This window comes from Luteibacter sp. HA06, assembly GCF_054061215.1.
The window spans coordinates 3197584-3221615 of the sequence record NZ_JBSSDZ010000001.1; the positions used below are offsets into that span (position 1 = coordinate 3197584).

Here is a 24032-nt window from a genome sequence, read left to right on the forward strand (position 1 = left end):
CGGGGCCGGCGCGAATCAAGCATTATCGCATGGAAGTCAGTCAGCGTTCGCTGGGAACGGTCACGCCGACGAACCGCGTCGAGTCATCGCGCCGGACCAGTAGCATGGCGGTGTCCCCGGACTTGATGCCACGGGCCGCGTCCCGAAACGCTGCGGCCGTCCCCACGCGCTTCTGGTTGACCATGAGGATGACATCGCCGGGCTGAAGTCCGGTATTCGCGGCCGCGGGACCCGACACCCGGCTCACCACGACGCCTTCCCCTGCCTTCAGGCCGAGCTCCTTCCGCGTCGTGGCGTCGATATCCTGCACGGCAAGGCCCAGGGCCGCCGCAGAACCGCCCTCGGCCCCATCCTCTCCCGTCGCCGTCGAAGCGAGCGCCGACTTGTCGCGCGGCAGTTCGCCGACCTTGACCTCAACGGTCTGCTTCTTGTGGTCACGAAGCAGTTCGACCTTCGCCGTCGAGCCGGGACGGGTGATCGCGACCAGGGGCGGCAGATCGGGCGCCTGGGTGACCGGCCTGCCATTGAAGGAAAGAATGACATCGCCCTGTCTGAGCCCCGCTTTGTCCGCCCCGCTGCCGGGCGTGACCTGGGCGACAAGGGCGCCGTTGGAGTCCGCAAGATCGAGATTCTTGACGAAGGGGTCCACCGGCTGCACGGTCACGCCGAGCATGCCGCGAGAGACGTAACCCTTCGCCTTGATCTGCTCGACGACGTTCATGGCGACATCGATCGGGATGGAAAACGAGAGTCCCTGGTAGCCGCCGGAGGTGGAGTAGATCTGCGAATTCACGCCGATGACCTGGCCTTGCAGGTTGAACAAGGGGCCGCCGGAATTGCCGCGATTGATCGGCACGTCCGTCTGGATGAACGAGGTATAGGGCTGGTCGCGGCTGCCAAGATTGCGACCGACCGCGCTGATGATGCCGTGAGTCACGGTGGCGTCGAGGCCAAAGGGCGAACCGATCGCCAGGGCCCACTGCCCCCGCTTGACACTGCGCGAGTCGCCGATGGCAACCGCAGGCAAGGCGCCGGCGTCGATCTTCAGCAGGGCGATGTCGTATTGGGGATCCTTGCCAACCACTTTCGCGGTGAAGCTGCGCCGATCCTGCAGCCGGACCTTGACCTCGTCGGCATCGTCGACGACGTGATCGTTGGTCAGGATGTAGCCATCGGCGGAAATGATGAAGCCCGAACCCAGCGAGGTCTGCTCGGAAGGCTGCGCGGGCGCCCCCGGGAGGCCGAAGAACCGCCGGAGGAGTTCCTCCTGGTCGTCCTGGGCGCCGGCCGGACCACCCTTCGTTTTCTTGTGGGCGCCCGTCGTCTTCGCCTCGACATGGACCACCGCCGGCGCATTCTTTTCAACCACGGCAGTGAAGTCAGGCAGGCTCTGCGCCTGTGCAGCCGCCGTCGTCAGTACCAGTGCGCCACCGAGCAAGGCACGTGCATTCAACCAACCCATCCTCTTTCCTCCTTGTCAAAGTCACGGTTGCCCGTACGTCGACGCGACCGCACGGGTGGTTACGAATAAGGGATCGGGCGCGCCGGGGACGATCGGCGCGCCAGGGTAGCGTCGCGGCTCAGCGAGCCTGCGACGCGGCGACCGGCTGCACATAACGGCTGCCGTCGGGACGGGTCAGCAGCATGTAGCCATTGCCTTCCGGGGCGGCGTCGGCCCGGGCACGATGAATCTGGTACGGCGTGGAGCGTGGAAGATAGGTCGGGCCGCCTTCGCTCGAGCTGTCGAACGCCGCCTTCTGGGTGAACTGCGACGCCATATTGCTGCCCACGAGCCACTGGGGAGCGACCGGAGCAGCCGCTGGCTCGGGCGTGGCTTCCGCGACCTGGACATCGCCAGCGGCCGGAACCAGGTGAGCGACGTCAGGCGTGGCGCCGGAACGATTGCCCGCCGGTTGGGACAGCATCAGCGCGGCAACCGCCACGCTTGCAGCGATGGCGCCGCCTGCCGACCAATGCAGCCAGCGGCGACGCGGAGCGATACCCGTGACCACGGATGCGCCTTCTTCCGCCTCGATAGCCGCCATGACCCGGTCGACGAAGTCGTGGGACACAGGAGGCATTACGTCGCGGCGAAGACCGTCACGACCCGCGTGATAACGCGACCAGACGTCGGCCAGGCCCTGATCGGCCTCGAGACGACGCAACAGGAAGCGGATTTCCTCCCGTGACAGCTCTCCGTCCATTCCGGCGGAGAGAAATTCCCGATTGGCTTCACTCATGGATTGCGATCCTCGCGGTCGGAAAGAAGCGGCCGCAGCTTTTCGTCGATGGCTTCACGAGCCCTGAAAATACGTGAACGAACGGTACCGATGGGACAGTTCATGATGGCGGCAATCTCGTCATAGCTCTTGCCGTCCACCTCACGCAGGGTAATCGCGACCCGAAGTTCTTCGGGCAAGGCTTGGACAGTGGAAAATACGGTTTGTTCCACCTGTTCCCGCATTAACTCGCGTTCGGGGGTGGCGCTATCGTGCATCCGGGTCGCCCCCGGGACGTAAACGGCGTCCTCGACGTCGATATCGCCGGTGGGCGGGCGTCGCCCCATGGCGACCAGGTGGTTCTTCGCCGTATTCACGGCGATCTTGTAGAGCCAGGTGTAGAACGCGCTTTCGCCACGGAACGACCCGAGCGCACGCCAGGCGCGCACGAACGCCTCCTGGGCGATGTCCTCGCATTCGGTCCAGTCGTGTACGTAGCGCGAGATCAACGCGATGACCTTGTGCCGGTACTTGCGCACAAGCAGGTCGAACGCGCGGCGGTCTCCTTGTTGCACACGCTCGACAAGTGCTTGATCCAGTTCGTTTTCGCCCATCCGGGCCGTCTCCTCACATCATTCGGGGCCAGTCGCGGGCGCAGCTGAGACAAGCGCGGACCGCGCAAGTTCACCGCGCGGCCCGGTGGTCATCCTGTGAAAATATGCGCAACCCGGGCTGAACCTCAAGTTCGGAAGGTCGAGGTCAGGCGGTTACAGGAGCCCTTCCTTCGGCAATCACCCGCTCGCGCTCGGCCAGCAACTTGTCGAAGGCGACCACCGGAAGCGGCCGGCAGAACAGGTAGCCCTGGAGCTCGTCGCAGCCATTCGCGCGGAGGAAGTGCAGATGCTGCTCAATCTCCACCCCCTCCGCCACCACACCGCGCTTGAGGCGATGGGCCATGTCGATCGTCGCGCGAACGATGGCTTCGTCGTCCGGGTCCACGCCGATGTTGCGCACGAAGCTCTGGTCGATCTTGATGCGGTCGGCCGGCAGCCGGCGCAGGTAGTCCAGCGACGCGGCGCCGGTGCCGAAATCGTCGATGGCGATGTGGCAGCCCATCGCGTGCAGGGCGTCGAGCGTCTCGACCAGGTGTGGCACGGTCTTCACACTGATGCTCTCGGTCACCTCGAGCTCGAGGCTGTCCGGGTTGAGCCCGGTGTCGGTCAACGCGCTGGTCACCACCTCGGCCAGGTTCTGCTGCATGAGCTGCACCGCTGAAAGGTTCACGCCAAGGCGCAGGTGCAGGCCATAGGTATCCTCCCAGGCCTTTGCCTGGGCACAGGCGGTGCGCAGCACCCATTCCCCGATCGGCACGATGAGACCACTGGCCTCGGCCAGCGGAATGAAAAAGGCCGGACTGATCATCCCCAGTTCGGGATGCTCCCAGCGCACCAGGGCTTCCATGCCGACGATGTCTTCGGTGATGGCGTTGACCTGGGGCTGGTAGAACACGCGGAGTTCGTCGTTCTTCACCGCATGACGAAGCCGTGCCTTCAGGGCGACATGCTGTTGCTGCGACGCGTCCGGATTCGCTGCGTAGATCTGGTAATTGTTGCGCCCCAGGCTCTTCGCTCCGTACATCGCCTCGTCGGCATGCCGTAGCAACAATTCGCCTTCCGTCGCATCGTCGGGGAAGAAGGAAATGCCCACCGAAACCGTCGCCTGCAGCTCGGATCCATCGTCCAGGCCAAGCGGAATCTCCATCGCCTGCACCACTTTCTCGGCGATACGCAGGACATCGTCACGCTTGATGATGTGGCGCAGGATCATCGTGAATTCGTCACCGGCGTAACGGGCGACGGTGTCAGAGGCTCGCACGCTGGCGCGTAGCCGCTTCGCCACGGCGGTAAGCACCTGGTCTCCCACGGCGTGGCCGAGCGTGTCGTTGATGCCCTTGAAGCGGTCGAGGTCGACCAGCAGGGTGGCGAAGCATTCACCGGTGCGCTCGGCCTCGCGGATGGTCGTGTCCAGCCGATCGTTGAACAGGAGGCGGTTAGGCAGGTTCGTGAGGGTGTCGACCAGGCCGCGGGCGCGCCCCTGGTCGCGCGCGCGCCGCAACTCCAGCGCCGAAGCGAAGCGTGCAGCCGCTGCTCGCAGTGCCGGCTCGAGCACGCGACCGTCGCTGGCAAGCCGGCGGCGACCGGCCAGCAAGGCGCCAAGGGCGTTGCGCCGCTCGTCCAGCAGCGGAATGAACGTGTAGGAACGCAGCCCTAATGACTCGACGAGAGGATCGGCAAGCTGTGCGGCATCGTCCTCACCCAGGTGCGAAAGCGTCTCGCCTCCCAGGCATATTTTCAGAAGCGGCAGGTCGGTTGCCTCGGGCCATTCAACCTGCCCGGGGCCATTCCAGATGCGCGTAAGGACTTCGGGCCCGAGCTCGCTTTCCGGCAGGGCCGACCAGACCGCGACGACGTCGAGTTCCAGCGCGTCGGCAAGCATCGCCGCCGCCTCGCCCATGCCTTCATCGTCGCTGGGACAGGCGTCGAGTACGGACAGTAGCGACAGCGCCCTGCCCGCCATGTCGACGGCGCGCATGTCGCGAAAGCCGACCGCGATCCGGTGCGCGCCACGGTCGACCAGGTGACGCACGTCGAGCTCGCCCCCGATCTCGCTGCCATCGAGTCGGCGCAGCGTGCAAGGCATCGCGTCACCGTCGGGAATGGGCCAGGTGCGGCCGCCCTCCATCTTGAACAGGTCGGCGAGGATCCTGCCCTGGACCGGACCATCACCCGCCAGCAAACGGTTCATGGCGGCGCCGCTTTCGATCACGCAGCCCTCGGGCGTGGAAGCAACCACCCACGCAGCGCCCGCCTCGAACGCGAACTGGTAGTCGAGCCCGGTCGGCTCGCTCGGCGCGACCGGCTCCTCGCGGTCGATGGCTGCACGGACCCGCTGGGCCAGTTCAGCCGCGATCGCGCCCTCACGCAGCCAGTCTGCGTTGTCCTCCGGTGCCACGCCCGGCGCCTCGTCCACCACGTAGACCACGGGCAGCGCCGAGTACGCCGCCGAACCACGAAGGATACGCAGACCTTGCGCCATGTCGGCCGTGCCATCCGCACCGATCACGGCGACATGCAGGGGCGGGGCGTCGGCCAGCAGGGCCTCGAGCTGTGCGGCGTCGCGTGCGCTCAGGAGAACGAAATCACCGTCGGCGTCGAGCGCGTCGAAGACGGCACGGCGAACATCGCGGCGCGGCGTAAAGATCAGCACACCCGTGGGATGGGACGTCGACATGCGCGCGCTCAAACGATCCACCTGCCGTCGCGCAGGCGCGGCGCGGCAGAGCGGGCATGCCAGTCGGCATCGACCCGGATGATGTCGTCCTCGAAGGTCGCCAGCAGCGTCGGGCTGGCACCCATCAGCACCACGCGGCGCACATGACCGGTCTGGGCACGCGCAAGTTGCCGTAAAAGTGCACCGTCGGTCGCGCTGGGTGGTCCGGGCGGCATGTCCAGCAGGTACACGCCGAAGTGCAGGCTCTGCGAGATATAGCGCAGCGCGTCGCCCAGACGCGCGCAGCCCGGCACCCTCATCTGCGCGTCGCGCAGGCTGGCGAGGCCCTCCGTATGGCGCCACAGGTAAACCGCCTGGCCGGTCCGCCGTGCGACCAGACGGAACTGGTCGATCAGCTGGTGAGTGTCGCCGGCCTGCAAAGCGACCAATGGGCCCGACGCGGACAGAATGCGATCGAAGACATCGGTTCCTACATGGGAGTCGGCGGGCATGGGCGACACATCGGCGGCAGTGGCGCGAAGTATCGGTCCAATACGGGGGCGTACGCTAGGGAGGCGCACCATACGCGGAGGTATCTCGCATTCGGCCCGGCAGGAAGGTATGGTGATGCGCTCATTCGTCAGCGTACGGCCCACCATGTTCGAAGGACTCCGTTTCAAGCACTGGAAGACCAACGTGGGCGACGACGGCATCGTCGTGCTCACTTTCGACCGCGAAGGCTCCAGCGCCAATGCGCTGTCGCGCGAGGTGCTCGATGAACTCGACACGATCGTCGAGCGCCTGGCCATCGAGAACCCGCGAGGCGTTGTCATCCACTCGGCCAAGCCGTCGGGCTTCGCCGTGGGCGCGGATATTCGCGAATTCGTCGAATACGCCCAGACCGGCACGGTGCTGGCCAATATCGAGAACGGCCAGCGGGTGTTCGAGAACCTTGCCCGCCTGCCCTGCCCCACGGTCGCCGCGATCCATGGCGCCTGTATGGGCGGCGGTACCGAACTCGCCCTGGCCTGTCGCCAACGCATCGCCGTGGACGACGACGCGACGAAAATCGGCCTGCCCGAAGTCATGCTCGGCATCCACCCGGGCTGGGGCGGCACCGCGCGCCTGCCGCGGCTCATCGGCGCGCCGGACGCATTGCCCGCCATGCTCACCGGCAAGCCGTTCAACGCGCGACGCGCGAAGGCCGTCGGCCTGGTCGACCGGCTGGCTCGCGCCGACGAATTGCTCGCCGAAGCACGCCACCTCATCAAACGTCCACACCAGCGCCCGTTCGCGCAGCGCGCAAAGGCCTGGGCGACGAACACCCTGCCGGCACGCGCCATCCTCGCGCCCATGGTCCGTAAGCAGACCGCCGCCAAGGTGCGCAAGGAACACTACCCTGCGCCGTTCGCCCTGATCGACACCTGGGCGCGTGGAGGCTCGAGTATCCAGCAGCGACTCAAGCTGGAAGCGAAGTCGGTGGCGAAACTCGCTACCACCCCGACCGCGCGCAACCTCATCCGCATCTTCTTCCTGCAGGAACGCCTGAAGGGACTCGGTGGCGGCACCGACCATGGCATCAGGCATGTCCATGTCGTCGGCGCCGGAACGATGGGTGGCGACATCGCAGCGTGGTCCGCACTGAAGGGCTTCGACGTCACCCTGCAGGATCGCGAACTTCGCTTCATCGAGCCGGCCATCAAGCGCGCACGCGCCCTGTTCGAAAAGAAGCTCAAGGCACCGGCGAAGATCGATGCCGCCGTGGCCCGCCTCCGTGCCGACGTCGATGGCAAGGGCGTCGCCGATGCCGACCTCGCCATAGAAGCGATCTTCGAGAATCCCGAAGCCAAGCATGCGCTGTACGCGAGTATCGAGCCGCAGTTCCAGGCAGACGAGATCCTGGCCAGCAACACCTCGTCGATTCCTCTCGACGAACTCCGCCAGGGCCTGAAGGCACCGCAGCGCTTCCTCGGCCTGCACTTCTTCAATCCGGTGGCACAGATGCCGCTAGTTGAAGTCGTACGTCACGACACCCTGGACCCGGCTATCGAAAAGCGCGCCCTTGCGTTCTGCAAGGCCATCGGCAAGCTGCCGGTGCCGGTCAAGGGCACGCCGGGCTTCCTGGTCAATCGCATTCTCATGCCCTACCTGATGGAAGCGATGCGCCTTTACAACGAGGGCGTCCCGGGTCCGGTACTCGATCGCGAAGCGAAGAAATTCGGCATGCCCATGGGCCCGATCGAGCTGGCAGACACCGTCGGTCTCGACGTCTGTGCATCGGTCGGCAAGGAACTTGCCCCCTTCCTCGGCCTGGAGATCCCGCACGGCCTGGAAGAAAAGATCGCGGCGAACAAGCGCGGCAAGAAAGACGGCGAAGGCCTGTACGTGTGGAAGGAAGGCAAGCCGGAAAAGCCCGAGGTCGATCCCGACTACGTGCCGCCTGCAGACATCCAGGACCGCATGATCCTGCCGATGGTGAACGAGGCCATCGCCTGCCTTGCTGAAGGCGTGGTCGACGATGCCGATCTGCTCGACGCCGGCGTCATCTTCGGTACGGGTTTCGCGCCCTTCCGTGGCGGCCCGATCCAGTACACGCGCACCGAAGGCGTGGCCGCGGTGCGCGAGCGGCTGGCAAAGCTGGAGGCGAAGCACGGTGCGCGCTTCGCGAAGAAGGAAGGTTGGGACAATCCGGAGCTGACCCAGCCCGCAGCCTGATGAGACATGTGGGAGCCGGGCATCGCCGATGAATCGGCTCCCACAAACGGCAGAAAACCCTGTGGGAGCCGCTTAAGCGGCGACGCCTCACCACATCAAATCGTCAGGCACCCCGTCATCCGACTCGCTCACCGCATTCGGATCGACCAGCAGCGCGATAAACTCGGGCGCCAGTGCCTGCAACTCCGTGATCACGCCCTTGTCGACGACGAGATAGCGCCCACCCTGCTGCACCACGCCAAGCTCGCCCGCATTGATCGCAACCAGCTGGGCGGCATCCACGTGGACGCGACGGATCTTCTCCCCGTACGGGAAATGGCGCACCTGATCGGCGTCGGCGAGATTCAGGGCCTTGCCTTTCAGCAGCTCCTCAACCATCCGCTTCTTTTCCTTGCGCAGCCGAGCCAACTCGGCCGCCTCGGCTTCGAGACGGCGACGCTCGGTCGCATCAGTCTGCGCGCGAATCGCATAGGCCTTGGCGAGATCGATCTCACCATCCTTGCTCGCGGGGCGCGAGTGACCGGCCGAGCCGGGCTTGCCGCCCTGCTGGGGCTGACCACCGCCCTGGGGACGACTGCCTTGCTGCGGGCGGCCACCGTGCTGGGGCTTCCCACCGTGCGGCTGCTTGCCGCCCTGTGCCGGCCTTCCGCCGGACGGCTTGCCACCCTGGCGAGGGCTGTTGCCCGCGTAGGGCTGGCCACTGCCGGCGGACGGTCGGCCGCCCTTTCCGCCATCGGAACCACCCTGCTTCGGTGGCACGGAGGTCCTTTTCTCTTCGCGGACCTCCTTGACGAGGCCGCTCTTCAACAACTGGTCGCGCAGGGACTCTGCCATGTTCGGTAAGGCTCGTTCGGTGTTTTCAGTAATGCGGCGGCGGGGGCTCGTTGGCGGTGTCGCTGCCGAGTCCCGCACGCATGTTCATGAGGTCGGAGCGCAGATCGCGCAAGGCCCTCTCCAGTCGGTCCAGTCGCCGGGATATCTCGACATCCGCCGAGGACAGCCCGTTGACCGTATCGTCGATGAAGGCGAGACGCATCTCGAGCTCCATCATGCGTTCGTCCATATCAGTCACCGTGTCGACCCGCCAGGCTGCGGCCGCGGCCAATGCCGTAATAGGCAATGCCTGCTTCCTCGACCACTGCCGGGTCGTAAAGATTGCGGCCGTCGAAGATCACCGCCGTCTTCAGCAGCGATTTGACGCGTGCGAAGTCAGGGGCACGAAACGTTTTCCACTCGGTGACGATCACCAGCGCGTCGGCGCCGTCGATCGCTTCGTACGGTCCCCTGACCAGATGCAGGTCGTCGCGCTCTCCATAGATGCGTCGCGTCTCCGGTGCCGCTTCGGGATCGAACGCGTTCACGGTGGCGCCCACCTCCCACAACTGTTCCATCAGGCGACGGCTCGAGGCCTCGCGCATATCGTCGGTGTTCGGCTTGAAAGCGAGGCCCCAAAGAGCGATCGTCCGTCCTTTCAGATCGCCGCCGAAGTGACGTGACAACAGGTCGAACAGACGCGACTTCTGCGAATGGTTCACCGCTTCCACGGCGTCGAGCAGGCGCGCGTCATAGCCGACCGCATGTGCCGTGCGTGCGAGCGCCTGCACATCCTTGGGAAAGCATGAGCCGCCGTATCCGGCGCCCGGATAAATGAAGTGGTAGCCGATACGCGGGTCCGCGCCGATGCCCTGGCGTACGAGCTCGACATCCGCGCCGACGTGCTCAGCGATATTCGCGATCTCGTTCATGAAACTGATCTTGGTGGCGAGCATGGCGTTGGCAGCGTACTTGGTCAGCTCGGCCGAGCGTTCGTCCATCACGACCATACGGTCATGATTGCGATTGAAGGGGCCGTACAACTTGCGCAGCATGGCGATCGCCCTGGCGCTCGATGCACCCACGATGATCCGGTCAGGACGCATGCAGTCTTCAACGGCATCGCCCTCCTTGAGGAATTCGGGATTGGAGGCGACATCGAATGGCACGTCGACGCCACGCGCCTCCACACGCGCCGCGATGGCTTCGCGCACGCGATCGGCGGTTCCAACGGGCACCGTCGACTTGTTCACCACGACGGCGTAACGGTCGAGGTTGTCCCCGATGGTCTTCGCCACGGCAAGCACGTACTGGAGATCCGCGCTGCCGTCTTCGTCCGGCGGCGTACCCACAGCGATGAAAACGACATCGCCATGACCGACGGCTGGAGCCGCATCGGTGGTGAAATCCAGACGGCCGTCCGCATGGTTGCGTACGACCATCGGCGTCAGGCCCGGCTCGTAGATAGGGATGTCCCCGGCCTTCAGGCGAGCGACCTTGCCCGCATCGACATCGACGCAGACGACATGGTTTCCCATCTCGGCAAGGCAGGTGCCGGTGACAAGCCCGACGTAGCCGGTACCGAAGATCGTGACTTTCATGGAACTCCCAGGACATCAGGACCTGCTGCCGTAACCGTCGATTGTAGTCCCGACCGGCGCGCAGGCAAAGAAAAGGGCGCGGATCGCTCCGCGCCCTTTCGGTTTTCTACGACAGACGCTAAGGCTTACTTGCCGCCCGGAGCGCCGGCGCCCGGACCACCCGGACCCTGGCCAGCCGGAGCCGGACCGGTCTTGAGCAGTTCGACGTCGAAGATGATCGTCGCATTCGGCGGGAAGCCGTTTTCCGGCTTGGCGCCGTAAGCGATGCTCGACGGGATGAAGAGCTTGTACTTGCCACCGGTCTGCATGAGCTGCAGGCCTTCGCGGAAGCCCGGGATCACAGCCTGGAGCGGGATGTTCGCCGGACCGGCAGGCTGGTGATCGGCGGAAGCGTCAAACTTCTCGCCGTTCACGAACGTACCCGTGTAGTTGATCGAGACCTGGTCGTTCGGGCCCGGACGTGCACCGGTACCAGCCTGGACAACCGTGTACTGCAGACCGGAAGCCGTGACCTTCACGCCGGGGGCGCTCTTGTTCTTGGCCAGGAAAGCATCGCCTTCCTGCTTGTTCTGGGCAGCAACCTTGTTGTACTCAGCTTCGGCCTTGACCTTCAGCTGGGCCACGAAGGCTTCGCGAACCGTCTTGGCTTCGGCTTCGGTCATGGTCGGCTTCTGACCGGAAAGGGCAGCCTGCAGGGCCTTGGCGACCGTAGCGGCATCCACTTCCTTCGCGACGAGCGGCGGCAGGGAGCTTGCAAGGTCCCAACCCACGACGTAGCTGGCCTTCTGCTTGTCAACGGTGCCCGCACCAGCTGCAGCCGGCTTGGCTGCCTGGGCGGATGCGCCCGCGGCAGTACCCAGCGCAACCGCCAGGGCGACGGCCGTCATCGTGGGACGCAAAAATTGCTTCATTCGGTATTCCCTCTCTTGGAAAGATTCGGCGACGCCGCCGGTACACCTCCGTGTGGAGGTTGAAACGCCATTGTGCGGTGGTTAGCGCCTTGCTTGCAATGACGTGGCGAAAGACAAGGTTTCACACTAAAAGTTCAGCAACCTTTCACCGAAATGACGATTGAGTCACTCATCGTGCCCGGGACCCGGCTTTTCCAGGGTGTCCCGCAGGGCTGCCTGCAGCCGGGCATGCACCTGCACGAGCACCCGCCAGAGCAGCCACGTGAGACCAATTCCGATCAGAATCAATACGCCAGCGACCTCGCGCGGGGGCAGGATCGTGGAGGCCAGGGCCGCCACCAGCAGGCCCAGGATCAGCATCGCCACCACCGGGATGATCCTTCCGAGGACGGCGCGGATTCGCCAGGTACGGCTGCCGAAACGATCCGGGATGCTCAGTTCCGCCAGCAACATGCCCAGCGCGCCCGCCTTGCGATAGGCCGCGACCACCATCGGCAGGGAAAGCAGGGCAGCGAGCGACCAGGCCAGGCTGCGGCGCACCGTGGGATCGTCGCTGAGCACATCGACGTGAAGGAAACCGCGGCGGTAAGCAAAGGCCACGATGACGAAGACCGCGATCACCAGCATCATGTTGATGATCACGTGCCAGACCAGCCGGCGGATCATTTTCATCACGATAGCGCCCTGCCCTTGCAGTCCAAGGCTGCCCATCCACTCGGTGTAGGCACCGAACACGCCTGTGACGCGAGCGGGCAAGGCACGACCCAGGAAGCTCGCCAGTGGATCGGAGGAGCGGATCAGGTACGGAGTGAGGAAGGTCGTGATGGCCGACACCGCGACGGCCACGGGATAGAGAAAGCTACTGGTCACTTTGAGCGTGAGGCCCAACGACGCGATCACGAAGGAGAATTCGCCGATCTGCGCCAGGCCCATGCCCACGCGCAGTGAGGTCCGGCCATCGTTACCGGCGACGAAGCTGCCGAAACTGCAGGTCACCACCTTCCCCACGACGACCGCAATCGTTACGACGGTAATCGGCCACGCGTACTCGACCAGCAGGGCTGGGTCGATCAACATCCCGATGGCGACAAAGAAGATCGCGCTGAACATGTCGCGCACCGGCATGATGATCCGCTCGATGCGGGCCACGCTCTCCGACTCCGCGACGATCGCGCCGATCATGAAGGCACCCAGCGCCACGCTGTAGCCCATTTCGGTGACCAGCAGACAGAAGCCGAAGCAGATACCGAGCACGGCGATCAACAGCACATCGTTACGACTGACTCGCGCGATGTAGTCGACCACGCGTGGCACGAGCAAGAGCCCCACCACCAGCGACACGGCCATGAACAGCCCGAGCCTGCCGATCGCCGCGAACGCCTGCCCTGCCTCCACCCCGCCCGTACTGGCGATACCCGTGAGCAGGGCCATCAGGACAATGGCAAGGAGGTCTTCCACGATGAGGATGCCGAACATGAGCTGCGCGAAGCGCTCGCGCTTGAGACCCAGGTCTTCGAGGGCCTTCATGATGATGGTGGTCGACGAGATCGACAGCATCGCGCCGAGGAAGATCGCGTCCATCGCGGACCAGCCGAAAAACCGGCCGATCTCGTAACCGATCCACACCATGAGCACGATTTCGGCGAACGCGGCGACCAGTGCCGCACCACCCACGGCGCGAAGTTTCTTCAGGCTGAATTCGAGGCCGAGCGCAAACAGCAGCAAGATCATGCCCAGTTCGGACAAGGTACGAATCGTTCCTTCATCGTGGATGAAGATCACCGGCAACGTATGCGGCCCGATCAAAAGTCCCGCGATGATGTAGCCGAGCACCACCGGCTGCCTCAGGCGCTGGAAGATCACGGTGGTCAGCCCGGCAACGAGCATCACCGTCGCCAGATCCTGGATGAAAACGATGCCGTGCATGCCTGTCCTTGTCGGTGCGAAGGGACAGGTTAGCGCGTGCGCAGGATCATGCCCACGGAATGCGCGTCGGGACGGAGTCGCCTGTCATCACGCAAGTCCGTGCCAGTGTTCGTCATTCTCGAATTCGTGAAAATAATTTCAAAAAAAATGTAACGAATGCTTGACGAATTACCGGGTCGGACGTAATCTTTGCGGCTTCCAGCAGGGGGCCATAGCTCAGCTGGGAGAGCGCCTGCATGGCATGCAGGAGGTCGCCGGTTCGATCCCGGCTGGCTCCACCAACTTCTAAGACGTCCCCATCGTCTAGAGGCCTAGGACATCACCCTTTCACGGTGGCGACCGGGGTTCGAATCCCCGTGGGGACGCCACTTTCTGGTCCGCCAGAGAGTGTTAAGGACGAAGAAGTTGGAAATGTTGGAAAGCTGGAACGTAAGTGTGGAGCGGTAGTTCAGTCGGTTAGAATGCTGGCCTGTCACGCCGGAGGTCGCGGGTTCGAGTCCCGTCCGCTCCGCCATTACTTCCAAAAAGAATCCCGCCATCTGGCGGGTTTTTTTTGCCCTGAATTTGCCCAGACCAGGAGCAGGGTTTCTGGCCCGCTGCCGCGGGATCGCCGATAAATCGGCTCCCACACCACACAGATCAGGTCAATCGGGCGAAGAGCGCGTCAGTCCGATTTGGTCTCGTCCAGACGCTCGAGCGTGCCAATCGAGTGCCCCTGCTCGGCCAGGAACTCCAGCCAGCGGTTGAGGAAGCCATTCATGCGCAGGCGGTGCTGGAGCACGGTATTGGCCGGCGGAAAAGGGCCGAGCACCTGCCACAGCTTGCGTCCAGGGTGGCAGTGCATCGCCTCGGCCACATGCGCATCGGTATACATGCGCAACTGCGCCGACGGTGACGGCTGGCCGGTGGTTTCGTCGACGAAATCGTAGGTGAGCTCGAGCTCCAGCGTGTACGGGTGCTTTTCCTGCACATCCAGGCGCACCTTCAGGCCGTCGTCCACATCCGAGATGTAACGGCCCGGCGCCAGCCGCTGCGGAGCGAACAGCCGTGCCAGGCGGTGGTAGTTCTCCGCATAAAGCCCCATCAGGAAGCCGAAGCGTCCCGGAAGGAAAGCGGATGGGCGTTCGATGACGGCGGTCATGCGGGTCAGGTTCTCCGTGGGGCTGTCTAGTACATGTGACGTTCGATGCCGAGGTACTCGAAAATCTTGCTCGAAATCTCCTCGATCGACGTGTGCGTGGTGTTGAGGACCGGGATATTTTCCCGCCGCATGAGCCGGTCGGCCTGCTCCAGTTCCCAGCGACACTGCTTCAGGGTCGCGTACCGGCTCCCCGGCCGGCGCTGCTCGCGTATCTGCGCAAGGCGGTTCGGGTCGATTGTCAGACCGAACAGCCGGCTTCGATAGGGGCGGAGACGGGTTGGCAGCTCCAGCTTGTCCAGGTCGTCGTCCGTGAGCGGATAGTTGGCGGCACATACCCCGTAATGCAAGGCCATGTAGAGGCAGGTAGGCGTCTTGCCGGAGCGGGAAACACCCACCAGGACCAGGTCGGATTCGTTGTAATCGACATCCAGGCCGTCGTCGTGCGCCAGGGCGTAGTTGGTGGCGTTGATCCGCGCTTCATAGCGCTCGAAGTCCACCAGGCCGTGTGAACGGTTGACCGCGCCGGACTGCTTGGTGCCCAGTTCGGCCTCGAGAGGGTCGATGAAGGGGGCGAAAACGTCCAGCATCAGCGCGCCGCTTCCGGCGACGATGTCACACAGGGCCCGGGAAGTCATGGTATTGACCACGATCGGCCGCTGGCCGTCCTGGGCGTACTTGGTCTTGATCCGCAGCGACGCCGCCTCGGCTTTTTGAGGATTGTCGATAAACGGCAGGCGGTGGGTGTCGAACTGGACCCCCTCGAACTGGGCCAGCATGCTGTTTCCGATGGTTTCGGCGGTGATGCCGGTGGAATCGGAAATAAAGAAGACAGTACGGCGCATCGGGGGCTTTCCCAGCGAGTGGTCCATGGACAAACCTTAGCGCAAGACGCCGCCATAACAAGCAACCCCCCATGATCCCTGAACGTTTGTGCATCGCGCCTTGTTTCTGTGGCGACAGGGCTACCACAATGCGCGGATTTTCAAGCGCGGCCCGCCGCAATACCGACGAACCGATGTGAGGACTTTCCTTTGAGCGACCTGGTACTTTGGCTCGACGCGCTGCGCATGACCGATCTGGGCAAGGTAGGCGGCAAGAATGCCTCCCTGGGCGAGATGATCGGCAACCTGGCGAAACTTGGCGTGTCCGTTCCGGGTGGCTTTGCCACCACGGCCGACGCCTTCCAGACCTACCTCGAAAAGAGCGGCCTCGCCAAGCGCATCCAGGAACGCCTGGCCACGCTGGATGTGGACGACGTGGATGAATTGGTCCGTGGCGGCAAGGAGATCCGCGGCTGGATCGTCGACACCGCCCTGCCCGCCGATCTCGAACAGGCGATTCGCGACGCTTACATCAAGCTCTGCAAGGACGCCGGCTCGGATGACATCGCCGTGGCCGTGCGCTCTTCCGCCACCGCGGAAGACCTGCCCGATGCCTCGTTTGCCGGCCAGCAGGAAACCTTCCTCAACGTCGTCGGCATCGACGACGTGCTGCACAAGGTGAAGGAAGTCTTCGCGTCGCTCTACAACGACCGTGCCATCGCCTATCGCGTCCACCAGGGTTTCAAGCACGAGGATGTCTTCCTCTCCGCTGGCGTGCAGCTGATGGTCCGCTCGGACGTCGGCGCCTCCGGCGTGCTGTTCACCCTCGACACGGAATCGGGCTTCCGCGACGTCGTCTTCGTGACCGGCTCCTATGGCCTGGGCGAGATGGTGGTCCAGGGCGCCGTGAATCCTGACGAATTCTACGTGTTCAAGCCGACCCTTCGCGAAGGCAAGCCGGCCGTTCTCCGCCGCAGCCTTGGCGCCAAGCAGCAGCGCATGGTCTATTCGGACCAGCCCGGCGAGCGCGTGCGTATCGAGGAAACCCCGACCGAGCTGCGTCACCGCTTCTGCGTCGTCGACGCCGACGTCGAGGAACTGTCGCGCCAGGCCTTGATCATCGAGAAGCACTACGGTCGCCCGATGGATATCGAGTGGGCGAAGGACGGCAACACCGGCAAGCTCTACATCGTCCAGGCACGCCCGGAAACGGTGAAATCGCGCGCTACCACGACCACGCTTGAGCGCTTCCAGCTCAACGAAAAAGGCAAGGTGCTCACCGAAGGTCGCGCGATCGGCCAGAAGATCGGCTCGGGCAAGGCGCGCGTCATTCGCTCGCTGGCCGACATGAGCAAGGTGCAGCCGGGTGACGTGCTTGTCGCCGACATGACCGATCCCGATTGGGAGCCGGTGATGAAGCGTGCCGCAGCCATCGTGACCAACCGCGGTGGTCGTACCTGCCACGCGGCGATCATCGCCCGCGAGCTCGGTGTACCGGCGGTCGTCGGCTGCGGTAACGCGCTCGAGACCATTCCGGACGGCATGGAAGTCACCGTGTCCTGCGCCGAAGGCGATACGGGCACGATCTACGAAGGCCTGCTCAAGTTCGATCGCATCACCGCCGACCTCGGCGCGATGCCGGAAGCACCGCTCAAGATCATGATGAACGTGGCGAATCCGGAACGTGCATTCGACTTCGGCATGCTGCCGAACGCCGGCATCGGCCTGGCGCGCCTGGAAATGATCATCGCCAGCCACATCGGCGTGCATCCGAAAGCCCTTCTCGAGTACGCAAAGCAGGATCCGGAAACCAAGGCTCGCATCGATGCGCGGATCTATGGCTACAAGGATCCGGTGTCGTTCTACGTCGACCGCCTTGCCGAAGGCATCTCCACCATCGCCGCCTCGGTGTACCCGAAGCCGGTGATCGTGCGCCTGTCCGATTTCAAGTCGAACGAATACGCCGGCTTACTGGGTGGTTCGCGTTACGAGCCGCACGAAGAGAACCCGATGATCGGCTATCGCGGCGCCAGCCGTTATGTCGATCCGGGCTTTGCTGACGCGTTCGCGCTGGAATGCAAGGCGGCCAAGTACGTCCGTGAAACGATGGGCATGACCAATGTGTGGATCATGATTCCCTTCGTGCGCACGCTGGACGAAGGCCGCAAGGTGATCGAGGTGCTGCGCAAGAATGGCCTCGTTCAGGGCGAGAACGACCTGAAGGTCATCATGATGTGCGAGGTCCCCTCCAACGCCCTGATGGCCGACGAGTTCCTCGACATCTTCGACGGCTTCTCCATCGGCTCGAACGATCTGACCCAGCTCACCCTCGGCCTGGATCGCGATTCGAGCATCGTCGCCAACCTTTTCGACGAACGCGACCCGGCAGTGAAGAAGCTGCTCTCGATGGCGATCAGCACCGCCCGCGCCAAGGGCAAGTACATCGGCATCTGCGGCCAGGGTCCTTCCGACCACCCGGATCTTGCCGAGTGGCTGATGGACCAGGGCATCGAATCGGTCTCGCTCAACCCGGATACCGTCGTCGACACCTGGCTGCGCCTGGCAAAGAAAAAAGCCGGCTGAGAAAGACATGTGGGAGCCGCTTCAGCGGCGAATAAGCAAATGTGGGAGCCGCTTCAGCGGCGAAAAGCCTACGGAGCGGCGACGCTGCGAGGCCTATCGCCGCTGAAACGGCTCCCACAGTTCCATCTACAGATGCACGGTGACACCGGCCGCACGATAACGGGCCACAACCGCCGCGTCCGTGTCCGCGGCAACCACCAGATGCGAGATACCCGTGATCGGCGCCGTATGATGCGTCGCCGAGGCCACCAGCTTATCCGGCGTCGCGATGGCCACCGTCTCGCCACTCGCCTCGATGATCGCCTGCTTGAATACCGTTTCTTCTTCGTCGTAGGTCCATAGCCCACGCTGCGGATCGATCGCGCAGACACCCGGAAAACACAGATCCGCACGGATATCCTGCGCCTGTCGCACGGTGCGCGAACCGATCGCGCCACCAATGGCGGGGTCGAGCTTGCCGCCAAGCATGATGACGTCGAAGCCCGGCCGCCCCAGCACCGCCAGCGCCACATCGGGTGCATTGGTCACCACGGTCAGGTCACTGTGGTCAGGCAACATCTTCGCCAGTACGGTGTTGGTGGAACCGGCATCAATGAAAAGAATCTGGCCTGTGCCGATCAGGCCAAGGGCCGTGCGCGCCAACGCACGCTTCAATTCGGTGCGCTCGGCATGGCGCTCGCCAAGTGGCGGAATATTCACGGCGAGCAAGGCACCGCCGTAGACACGTCGGCAGAGCCCCTGCCCGGCAAGGTCACGCAGGTCACGGCGGATCGAATCTTCCGATACACGAAACTCTTGAGCGAGATCCGTTGCAATGACCTTCCCGTCGCGCTGCAGGCGCTCGAGGATCAGCTGCTGTCGCTCACGCGGTAGCGTGGTATCCAGCACGTTCATTTCGGCAGGAACCCGAGCCCGATCAGTTCGGCACGTAGCTGGGCGGGAGTATGAAAATGGATGCCGTGGATACCGAGGGCTTCCGCAGCCTCCACGTTGACCTTGTTGTCGTCGATGAAGACAGCGCAGGTCGGGTCGATGTCGTAGCGTTCGAGCAGGGTCTCATAGAGCTTCGGGTTGGGCTTGATCATGCCCTCCTCGCCCGACACGACGATGCCATCGAAGCAGTCGAAGAACGCATACCGTTGGCGTGCGATGGGAAAGGTCTCGTGCGACCAGTTGGTCAGGCCATACAACGGATGTCCTGCGGCCTTCAGCTCGGCCAGGATGTGCAGGCTGTCGTCGATGGGACCACCGAGGGTTTCTTCCCAACGATGCTGGTAGGCCGCGATCAGGTCCGCCTGGGTAGGATGTTCCTCGGTCAGCAGCCGAACAGCCTCTTCCCACGGACGACCGGCATCCTGCTGCAGGTTCCATTCCGGCGTGGTCACTTCGGCGAGAAAACGCTCCATGCCGGCTTCGTCGTCGCCGAACAACTTGCTGTATAGATAGCGCGGATTCCAGTCGACAAGCACGCCGCCGAAATCGAAGATGACCACATTGCGTTTGGAATGCATCGAATGACTCCTTGATCAGCGGCGTGCGATGGACGCGAAAAGGGATACGACCACGAGCAGGGCCGCGACGCCACTCAGGGCGATCGACAGCGTGCTGGCTTTGGCGACGAAACCAATGACGGCCGGCCCGGCGAGCATGCCCGCGTAGCCCAGCGTGGTCACCGTTGCGATGGCAATGCCGGGCGAGGTGCGGATCTGGCGTCCGGCGGCACTGAACAGGACGGGGACGATGTTCGAGGCGCCGATACCGACCAGCGCAAAACCTGCCAGAGCCGCCGGACCCCACGGCAGCATCGTGGCGAGGAAGAAACCTGCAGCGGCAATCAGGCTGCCAAAACGGACGATATTGACCGGCCCCAATGCTGCGGTGATGCGATCACCAAGCAGCCGCCCTGCCGCCATGGCCACCGAGAACGCCGCATAGCCCAGGCCGGCCACGGAAGGATCGAAGCCACGCGAGAAGCGCAGGAAGACGGCACTCCAGTCGAGCATGGCGCCCTCGGCGAGAAATACCACCATGCACAGGAAACCGAGCAGGAACACAGCGCCGCCAGGCATCCGGAAGCGTGCGTGCGGTTCACCGGAGCCGTCGTCGTGACGAACGAGGAAGTGACGCCACTGCGTGGTCACGATGACCAGCAACAGGATCGATACCGCAATCGCGCTACCCGTCAGGGGCGAGCCGGCGTGCAACAGGGCCGCCATACCCGCGGAGCCGGCAAGACCACCCACGCTGAACAAGCCATGGAAGCCGGACATCATCGGCCTTCCCTGCTGTTTCTCGACGTCCACCGCGTGCGCGTTCATGGCGACGTCGACGACGCCGATGGAAGCACCGAAGAACAGCAGGGCCGCGCCCAGCCACCACACGTTCGGCACCAGGGTCAGCAAGGGCAACGCCAGGCAGACCAGCAGCCCGCTCACGCCGATCACGTCGCGATGGCCAAAGCGATGACTCAGGAAACCCGCCAGCGGCATGGCGATGACCGCACCGAAGCCCATGCACAACAACACGAGTCCCAGGCTGGCGTCGTCGAGAGCAAGGCGCGCCTTGGCGTAAGGCACCATGGGCGCCCAACTGGCCATGCCTATGCCGGAGAGAAGGAAGATCAAACGAGTGGCACGTACGGGATTCATGCGGATTCCGAGAACAGCGAATGCGCATTAATGTACACAAACGTGCACAATCGTGCAATAAGATTTAAAGCCAGTGAAATCCTTTCGCCATCAGCCCGGCCATACCCACGGCCACACTGATGATTGCACCGAACAGGAGCCGGAAATCCGTGCGCGCCTGTTGGCGGACATCGCGAAATTCGGAGCGGACTTCCTTCTGGAAGTCGCGCATTTCGTCCTTGAAGTCGCGAACCTCGGTTTTGAAGTCGCGAACCTCGGTTTTGAATTCGCGAAGGTCGGTACGAAGATCCCGAAGATCCTCCTGGATATGCTGGACGGTAACCTCCAGCCGGGTAAGACGATGTTCCATGGCGACATCCTGTGCTGGCGATGCAGGGCGTGCAAGCGGATTGCAGCCGACGGACTGAGTTGAAGAGGTCACCGTGGAAGCGGGGGCGATGGTCATGGCAACTCACGGACCGCTCTGGCGGCTTGTTCGGGTTGGGCCCATGATCCGCCCGACGCCAAGCGGCCTCCAGATGCCTTTGCCCTGGCCCTCGTGTAGGGGAACCCGGGAAGTGAGACTGGGCGACACGCCATTGAGGCATCCCGTATTCGCATCCCCTCTTGCACCGCCCCCTCAGCATGTGTACAAATGTACGCATGTCGACACCTACCCTTACCGAGCGTCAGCAAAAGACCCTTTCCTTCCTGCAGGAATACCTGCAGACGCAGGGGCTCCCGCCGACACTGCGCGAGATCGCCGATGCCCTGGGCTTCACCAGCCACAGTTCGGCACAGGCCTGCGTCGAGTCCCTGGTCCGCAAGGGCGTGCTGGAGCGCTCCCCGCAGCACCGCGGTCTGCGCCTGCCCGCCGGCCTGGCCTCCAGCCTGCGTGGCCCAGCCGCCAATGAGCTGCCGCTGATCGGCCGGGTCGCTGCCGGCTCGCCCATCCTCGCCGAGGAAAACATCGAATCGCAGTTGGAAGTCGATCCCGCGCTATTCCGCCCGCGCGCCGATTACCTGCTGCGTGTCGTCGGCCTGAGCATGCGCGACGTTGGCATCCTCGATGGCGACCTTCTTGCCGTGCACAAGACGGCTGTCGCCACCGATGGCCAGATCGTCGTTGCCCGCCTGGACGACGAAGTCACCGTGAAACGCCTCAAGCACGACCGCAACCGCCTCCTGTTGCTGCCTGAAAATCCCGACTTCGATCCGATCGAAGTCGACCCCCGTCGCCACACGTTCGCCATCGAAGGGCGTTACGTCGGCATCATCCGCAGGACCTGACCATGAACGCCATCGCTTCCCCGAATCTCGCTCAGGTGCTCGACCATCCCGGTATCTGGCGGCGCTCCGCCGATCGGCAGCCGCGCGTACGCGCGCTGTCCACCGGTTGGACCTCGCTTGACGCAAAGCTACCTGGTGGCGGCTGGCCGCAGGGTGCCCTCAGCGAAATCCTGTTCGAGCACGACGGCCTGGGCGAACTGGACCTGGTCATGCCTGCGCTTGCAGCGCTGACCCAGGAACACCGTCGGGTGATCTTCGTGGCGCCGCCTTATCTTCCCTATGCACCCGCGCTGGCCGCAGCCGGTGTCGACCTGCGCTTCCTGCATGAAATCCATGCCGGCAGCACCGAGGCCGCATGGAGCATGGAGCAGTGCCTGCGCTCGGGTTGCTGCGGTGCCGTGGTGGGCTGGTTGCCGGACATCGACTATCGCAGCCTGCGTCGCCTGCAGCTGGCCGCCGAAACCGGCGATGCCTGCGCCATGCTTTTCCGCCCGGCCACCCATGCCGCCGAGAACAGCCCGGCCGCGCTCCGCCTCAAGGTCAGCAACAGCGACGAGGCCACCTATGTGGATGTCCTCAAATCGCGTGGTCTGCTGACCACCACCGCTCCGCTGCTGCGCATGCGGGCCTGATGGATCCCGTCATGACGCCGCGTTCAACACGCCGTCGTGACGGACGCTCCGTCGTCGCCCCTCTTACGCAGCCATGCTTTGGGCCTGCCTCCGCTTTCCCGGCCTGGCGTTCTCCGCCGCCTTCGCCGCGACACCGGAGGCAGGCCCCTCCGCTCTGCTGGACGGCCACGCGCGCCAGCGACTGATCGCCGCCGCCAATGAAGAAGCCGCCGCCTTCGGTGTTCGCCGCGGGCAAAGCGTTGCTGCCGCCAGGGCGCTATGTCCGGCCCTCGAAGTACGCCCCCGCGACCGCGATGCCGAAACCCGTCTGCTCGCGGGTATCGCCGCATGGTGTTACCAGTTCAGTGGGCATGTCAGCCTGGCGCCGCCCCAGGCGATCCTGATGGAAGTCGGCGCCAGCCTGCGCCTGTTCGATGGTTGGCCGGTGCTCGCCGAACGCCTCCGTAGCGGACTGCTCGAGCAGGGTCATCCACACACCATGGCCGCTACGCCCTTCGCGTCGGCGTCATGGATTTTCGCCGCGAGTGCGGATGGCATGGTGCTGCCGGAACGCGAGGGCGTGCTGCGCATGCTCGCCGCCTTGCCGCTGTCGCAGAGTGGGCTCTCCGCCAGCATGGTGAAGTCGTTACAGGCGATGGGCTTTCGCCGCCTGGAAGACATCTTCCGCCTGCCTCGCCCCGAATTGACCCGACGCATCGGTCGCGATGGTGTGGCCTGGCTTGATCGCATCCGCGGCCAGTCGGCACATGCCCTGCCCGCCTGGCAACCGCCGGCGAGCTTCCTGCAGAAGATCGAATTCGACAGCGAACTCGACGGCAGCCAGCCCCTGCTGTTTCCACTACGCCGCCTGACCCGCGAGCTGGCCAACCTGCTTGCCGCGCGCGACGGCGGCGTACAGCGCTTCACACTGACGCTCGAACATGCTCGCGGCCAGAGCACCCGTATCGTCGTTGCCATGGCGGCGCCGCAACGCGAAGCCGAGCGTCTTTTCGAACTGGCGCGCACACGCCTGGAACGAACCACGCTACCGGCACCGGCACGTGCCATCGAACTCATCGCCGAAGAGTTGCCGGTATTCCGTCCGCCCGTGCGTGACCTGTTCGAACCGGTGCGTGGTGACGGACTCGACTGGCCGACGCTGGACGAGCGACTACGCGCACGCCTGGGTGACGCCGCACTACGGCAGATTGCCCTGGTCGCCGATCATCGACCCGAGCGGGCCATGTGCTATGGAACCCCTGGTCCTGTCGTTTCCCTGCCGCGTCGACGCCGGCCGCTCTGGTTGCTAGCCCGCCCCATGCCCATGCGGCCGGACCCAGTGGCCGTCCTTGCCGGTCCCGAGCGCATCGAAAGCGGTTGGTGGGACGGTGCCGATGCGCGTCGCGATTACTACATCGTGCGCACGGCGCGGGGACAACAGGCCTGGGCGTACCTTCCGCCGGGCACACTCGACGGCTGGATGCTGCACGGCTGGTTCGCCTGA

At 64.3% G+C, this 24032-nt stretch carries 21 protein-coding genes and 3 tRNA genes; 8 read left to right on the forward strand and 16 right to left on the reverse strand.

Translation table 11 applies throughout. The annotated features are described in order from the left end of the window. Positions 1–40: 40 nt before the first annotated feature. From ACVWWJ_RS14750 to ACVWWJ_RS14770, 5 genes are all read right to left on the reverse strand, one after another. Positions 41–1462: a DegQ family serine endoprotease gene (locus tag ACVWWJ_RS14750; RefSeq protein ID WP_456968468.1), complete on the reverse strand. Its 1422-nt coding sequence runs from the start codon at positions 1460–1462 to the stop codon at positions 41–43. Between the two features lie 118 nt (positions 1463–1580). After that, a complete protein-coding gene (locus tag ACVWWJ_RS14755) occupies positions 1581–2240 on the reverse strand; it encodes a sigma-E factor negative regulatory protein (protein ID WP_456968469.1) in 660 nt (219 codons plus the stop codon). After that, complete coding sequence (gene rpoE, locus ACVWWJ_RS14760) at positions 2237–2833, reverse strand: RNA polymerase sigma factor RpoE (RefSeq protein ID WP_159894922.1); 597 nt, start codon at positions 2831–2833, stop codon at positions 2237–2239. Before rpoE ends, ACVWWJ_RS14755 begins: the two co-directional genes overlap by 4 nt. Positions 2834–2978: 145 nt before the next feature. Beyond that, positions 2979–5510, reverse strand: coding sequence for a putative bifunctional diguanylate cyclase/phosphodiesterase (locus tag ACVWWJ_RS14765; RefSeq protein ID WP_456968470.1), 2532 nt, complete (start codon positions 5508–5510; stop codon positions 2979–2981). Positions 5511–5518: 8 nt separating this feature from the next. Further along, the gene (locus ACVWWJ_RS14770; protein ID WP_456968471.1) at positions 5519–6001 is read right to left on the reverse strand and encodes a hypothetical protein; all 483 of its coding nucleotides are present in this window, start codon (positions 5999–6001) and stop codon (positions 5519–5521) included. Positions 6002–6146: 145 nt separating this feature from the next. Between ACVWWJ_RS14770 and ACVWWJ_RS14775 the strand changes: the two genes are divergently transcribed. Continuing rightward, entirely contained in the window at positions 6147–8204 is a 2058-nt protein-coding gene (locus tag ACVWWJ_RS14775) for a 3-hydroxyacyl-CoA dehydrogenase NAD-binding domain-containing protein (RefSeq protein ID WP_456969719.1), read from the forward strand. 87 nt (positions 8205–8291) lie between these two features. Here the strand turns inward: ACVWWJ_RS14775 and ACVWWJ_RS14780 are convergent, their stop codons facing one another. The 5 genes from ACVWWJ_RS14780 to ACVWWJ_RS14800 all read right to left on the reverse strand — a co-directional run bounded on the left by ACVWWJ_RS14780 (position 8292) and on the right by ACVWWJ_RS14800 (position 13455). Beyond that, the gene (locus ACVWWJ_RS14780; protein WP_456968472.1) at positions 8292–9038 is read right to left on the reverse strand and encodes a DUF2058 family protein; all 747 of its coding nucleotides are present in this window, start codon (positions 9036–9038) and stop codon (positions 8292–8294) included. A 25-nt stretch (positions 9039–9063) separates the two neighbouring features. Beyond that, positions 9064–9267 carry a SlyX family protein gene (locus ACVWWJ_RS14785; RefSeq protein WP_159894920.1) on the reverse strand — a complete coding sequence of 68 codons (204 nt, stop codon included), beginning with the start codon at positions 9265–9267 and terminating at the stop codon, positions 9064–9066. A gap of 1 nt (position 9268) precedes the next feature. Then, a complete protein-coding gene (locus ACVWWJ_RS14790; protein ID WP_159894918.1) occupies positions 9269–10618 on the reverse strand; it encodes a UDP-glucose dehydrogenase family protein in 1350 nt (449 codons plus the stop codon). 125 nt (positions 10619–10743) lie between these two features. Further along, positions 10744–11529: an FKBP-type peptidyl-prolyl cis-trans isomerase gene (locus ACVWWJ_RS14795; RefSeq protein ID WP_159894916.1), complete on the reverse strand. Its 786-nt coding sequence runs from the start codon at positions 11527–11529 to the stop codon at positions 10744–10746. A 165-nt stretch (positions 11530–11694) separates the two neighbouring features. Continuing rightward, positions 11695–13455 carry a cation:proton antiporter gene (locus tag ACVWWJ_RS14800; RefSeq protein WP_456968473.1) on the reverse strand — a complete coding sequence of 587 codons (1761 nt, stop codon included), beginning with the start codon at positions 13453–13455 and terminating at the stop codon, positions 11695–11697. A 205-nt stretch (positions 13456–13660) separates the two neighbouring features. Between ACVWWJ_RS14800 and ACVWWJ_RS14805 the strand changes: the two genes are divergently transcribed. The 3 genes from ACVWWJ_RS14805 to ACVWWJ_RS14815 all read left to right on the forward strand — a co-directional run bounded on the left by ACVWWJ_RS14805 (position 13661) and on the right by ACVWWJ_RS14815 (position 13969). Beyond that, positions 13661–13736, forward strand: a tRNA-Ala gene (locus ACVWWJ_RS14805). Positions 13737–13747: 11 nt separating this feature from the next. Then, a tRNA-Glu gene (locus ACVWWJ_RS14810) sits at positions 13748–13823 on the forward strand. A gap of 69 nt (positions 13824–13892) precedes the next feature. Next, positions 13893–13969: transfer RNA gene (locus ACVWWJ_RS14815), tRNA-Asp, on the forward strand. Between the two features lie 150 nt (positions 13970–14119). Here ACVWWJ_RS14815 and ACVWWJ_RS14820 read toward each other — a convergent pair. Then, positions 14120–14596, reverse strand: a complete 477-nt coding sequence (locus ACVWWJ_RS14820; protein ID WP_456968474.1) for a DUF1249 domain-containing protein — start codon at positions 14594–14596, stop codon at positions 14120–14122. Positions 14597–14622: 26 nt separating this feature from the next. Beyond that, complete coding sequence (gene ppsR / locus ACVWWJ_RS14825) at positions 14623–15438, reverse strand: posphoenolpyruvate synthetase regulatory kinase/phosphorylase PpsR (protein WP_046966780.1); 816 nt, start codon at positions 15436–15438, stop codon at positions 14623–14625. 189 nt (positions 15439–15627) lie between these two features. Between ppsR and ppsA the strand changes: the two genes are divergently transcribed. Next, on the forward strand, positions 15628–18000 hold the full coding sequence (ppsA, locus tag ACVWWJ_RS14830) for a phosphoenolpyruvate synthase (protein WP_456968475.1): 2373 nt from the start codon (positions 15628–15630) through the stop codon (positions 17998–18000). Positions 18001–18126: 126 nt separating this feature from the next. Here the strand turns inward: ppsA and ACVWWJ_RS14835 are convergent, their stop codons facing one another. From ACVWWJ_RS14835 to ACVWWJ_RS14850, 4 genes are all read right to left on the reverse strand, one after another. Continuing rightward, positions 18127–18894, reverse strand: coding sequence for a DeoR/GlpR family DNA-binding transcription regulator (locus ACVWWJ_RS14835; protein ID WP_159894907.1), 768 nt, complete (start codon positions 18892–18894; stop codon positions 18127–18129). Then, positions 18891–19511 (reverse strand): HAD family hydrolase, encoded by a 621-nt coding sequence (locus tag ACVWWJ_RS14840; RefSeq protein WP_159894905.1) that lies wholly within the window; start codon positions 19509–19511, stop codon positions 18891–18893. The genes ACVWWJ_RS14835 and ACVWWJ_RS14840 overlap by 4 nt, the downstream gene beginning before the upstream one ends. 15 nt (positions 19512–19526) lie before the next feature. Then, on the reverse strand, positions 19527–20648 hold the full coding sequence (locus ACVWWJ_RS14845; RefSeq protein ID WP_159894903.1) for an MFS transporter: 1122 nt from the start codon (positions 20646–20648) through the stop codon (positions 19527–19529). 64 nt (positions 20649–20712) lie between these two features. After that, positions 20713–20997 carry a hypothetical protein gene (locus ACVWWJ_RS14850; RefSeq protein ID WP_159894901.1) on the reverse strand — a complete coding sequence of 95 codons (285 nt, stop codon included), beginning with the start codon at positions 20995–20997 and terminating at the stop codon, positions 20713–20715. 293 nt (positions 20998–21290) lie between these two features. Here ACVWWJ_RS14850 and lexA point away from each other — a divergent pair, with 293 nt between their 5' ends. The 3 genes from lexA to ACVWWJ_RS14865 all read left to right on the forward strand — a co-directional run bounded on the left by lexA (position 21291) and on the right by ACVWWJ_RS14865 (position 24032). After that, on the forward strand, positions 21291–21917 hold the full coding sequence (gene lexA / locus ACVWWJ_RS14855; RefSeq protein WP_456968477.1) for a transcriptional repressor LexA: 627 nt from the start codon (positions 21291–21293) through the stop codon (positions 21915–21917). Positions 21918–21919: 2 nt separating this feature from the next. Then, positions 21920–22549, forward strand: a complete 630-nt coding sequence (imuA, locus tag ACVWWJ_RS14860) for a translesion DNA synthesis-associated protein ImuA (RefSeq protein WP_159894897.1) — start codon at positions 21920–21922, stop codon at positions 22547–22549. Positions 22550–22622: 73 nt separating this feature from the next. Beyond that, positions 22623–24032, forward strand: a complete 1410-nt coding sequence (locus tag ACVWWJ_RS14865; RefSeq protein WP_456968478.1) for a Y-family DNA polymerase — start codon at positions 22623–22625, stop codon at positions 24030–24032.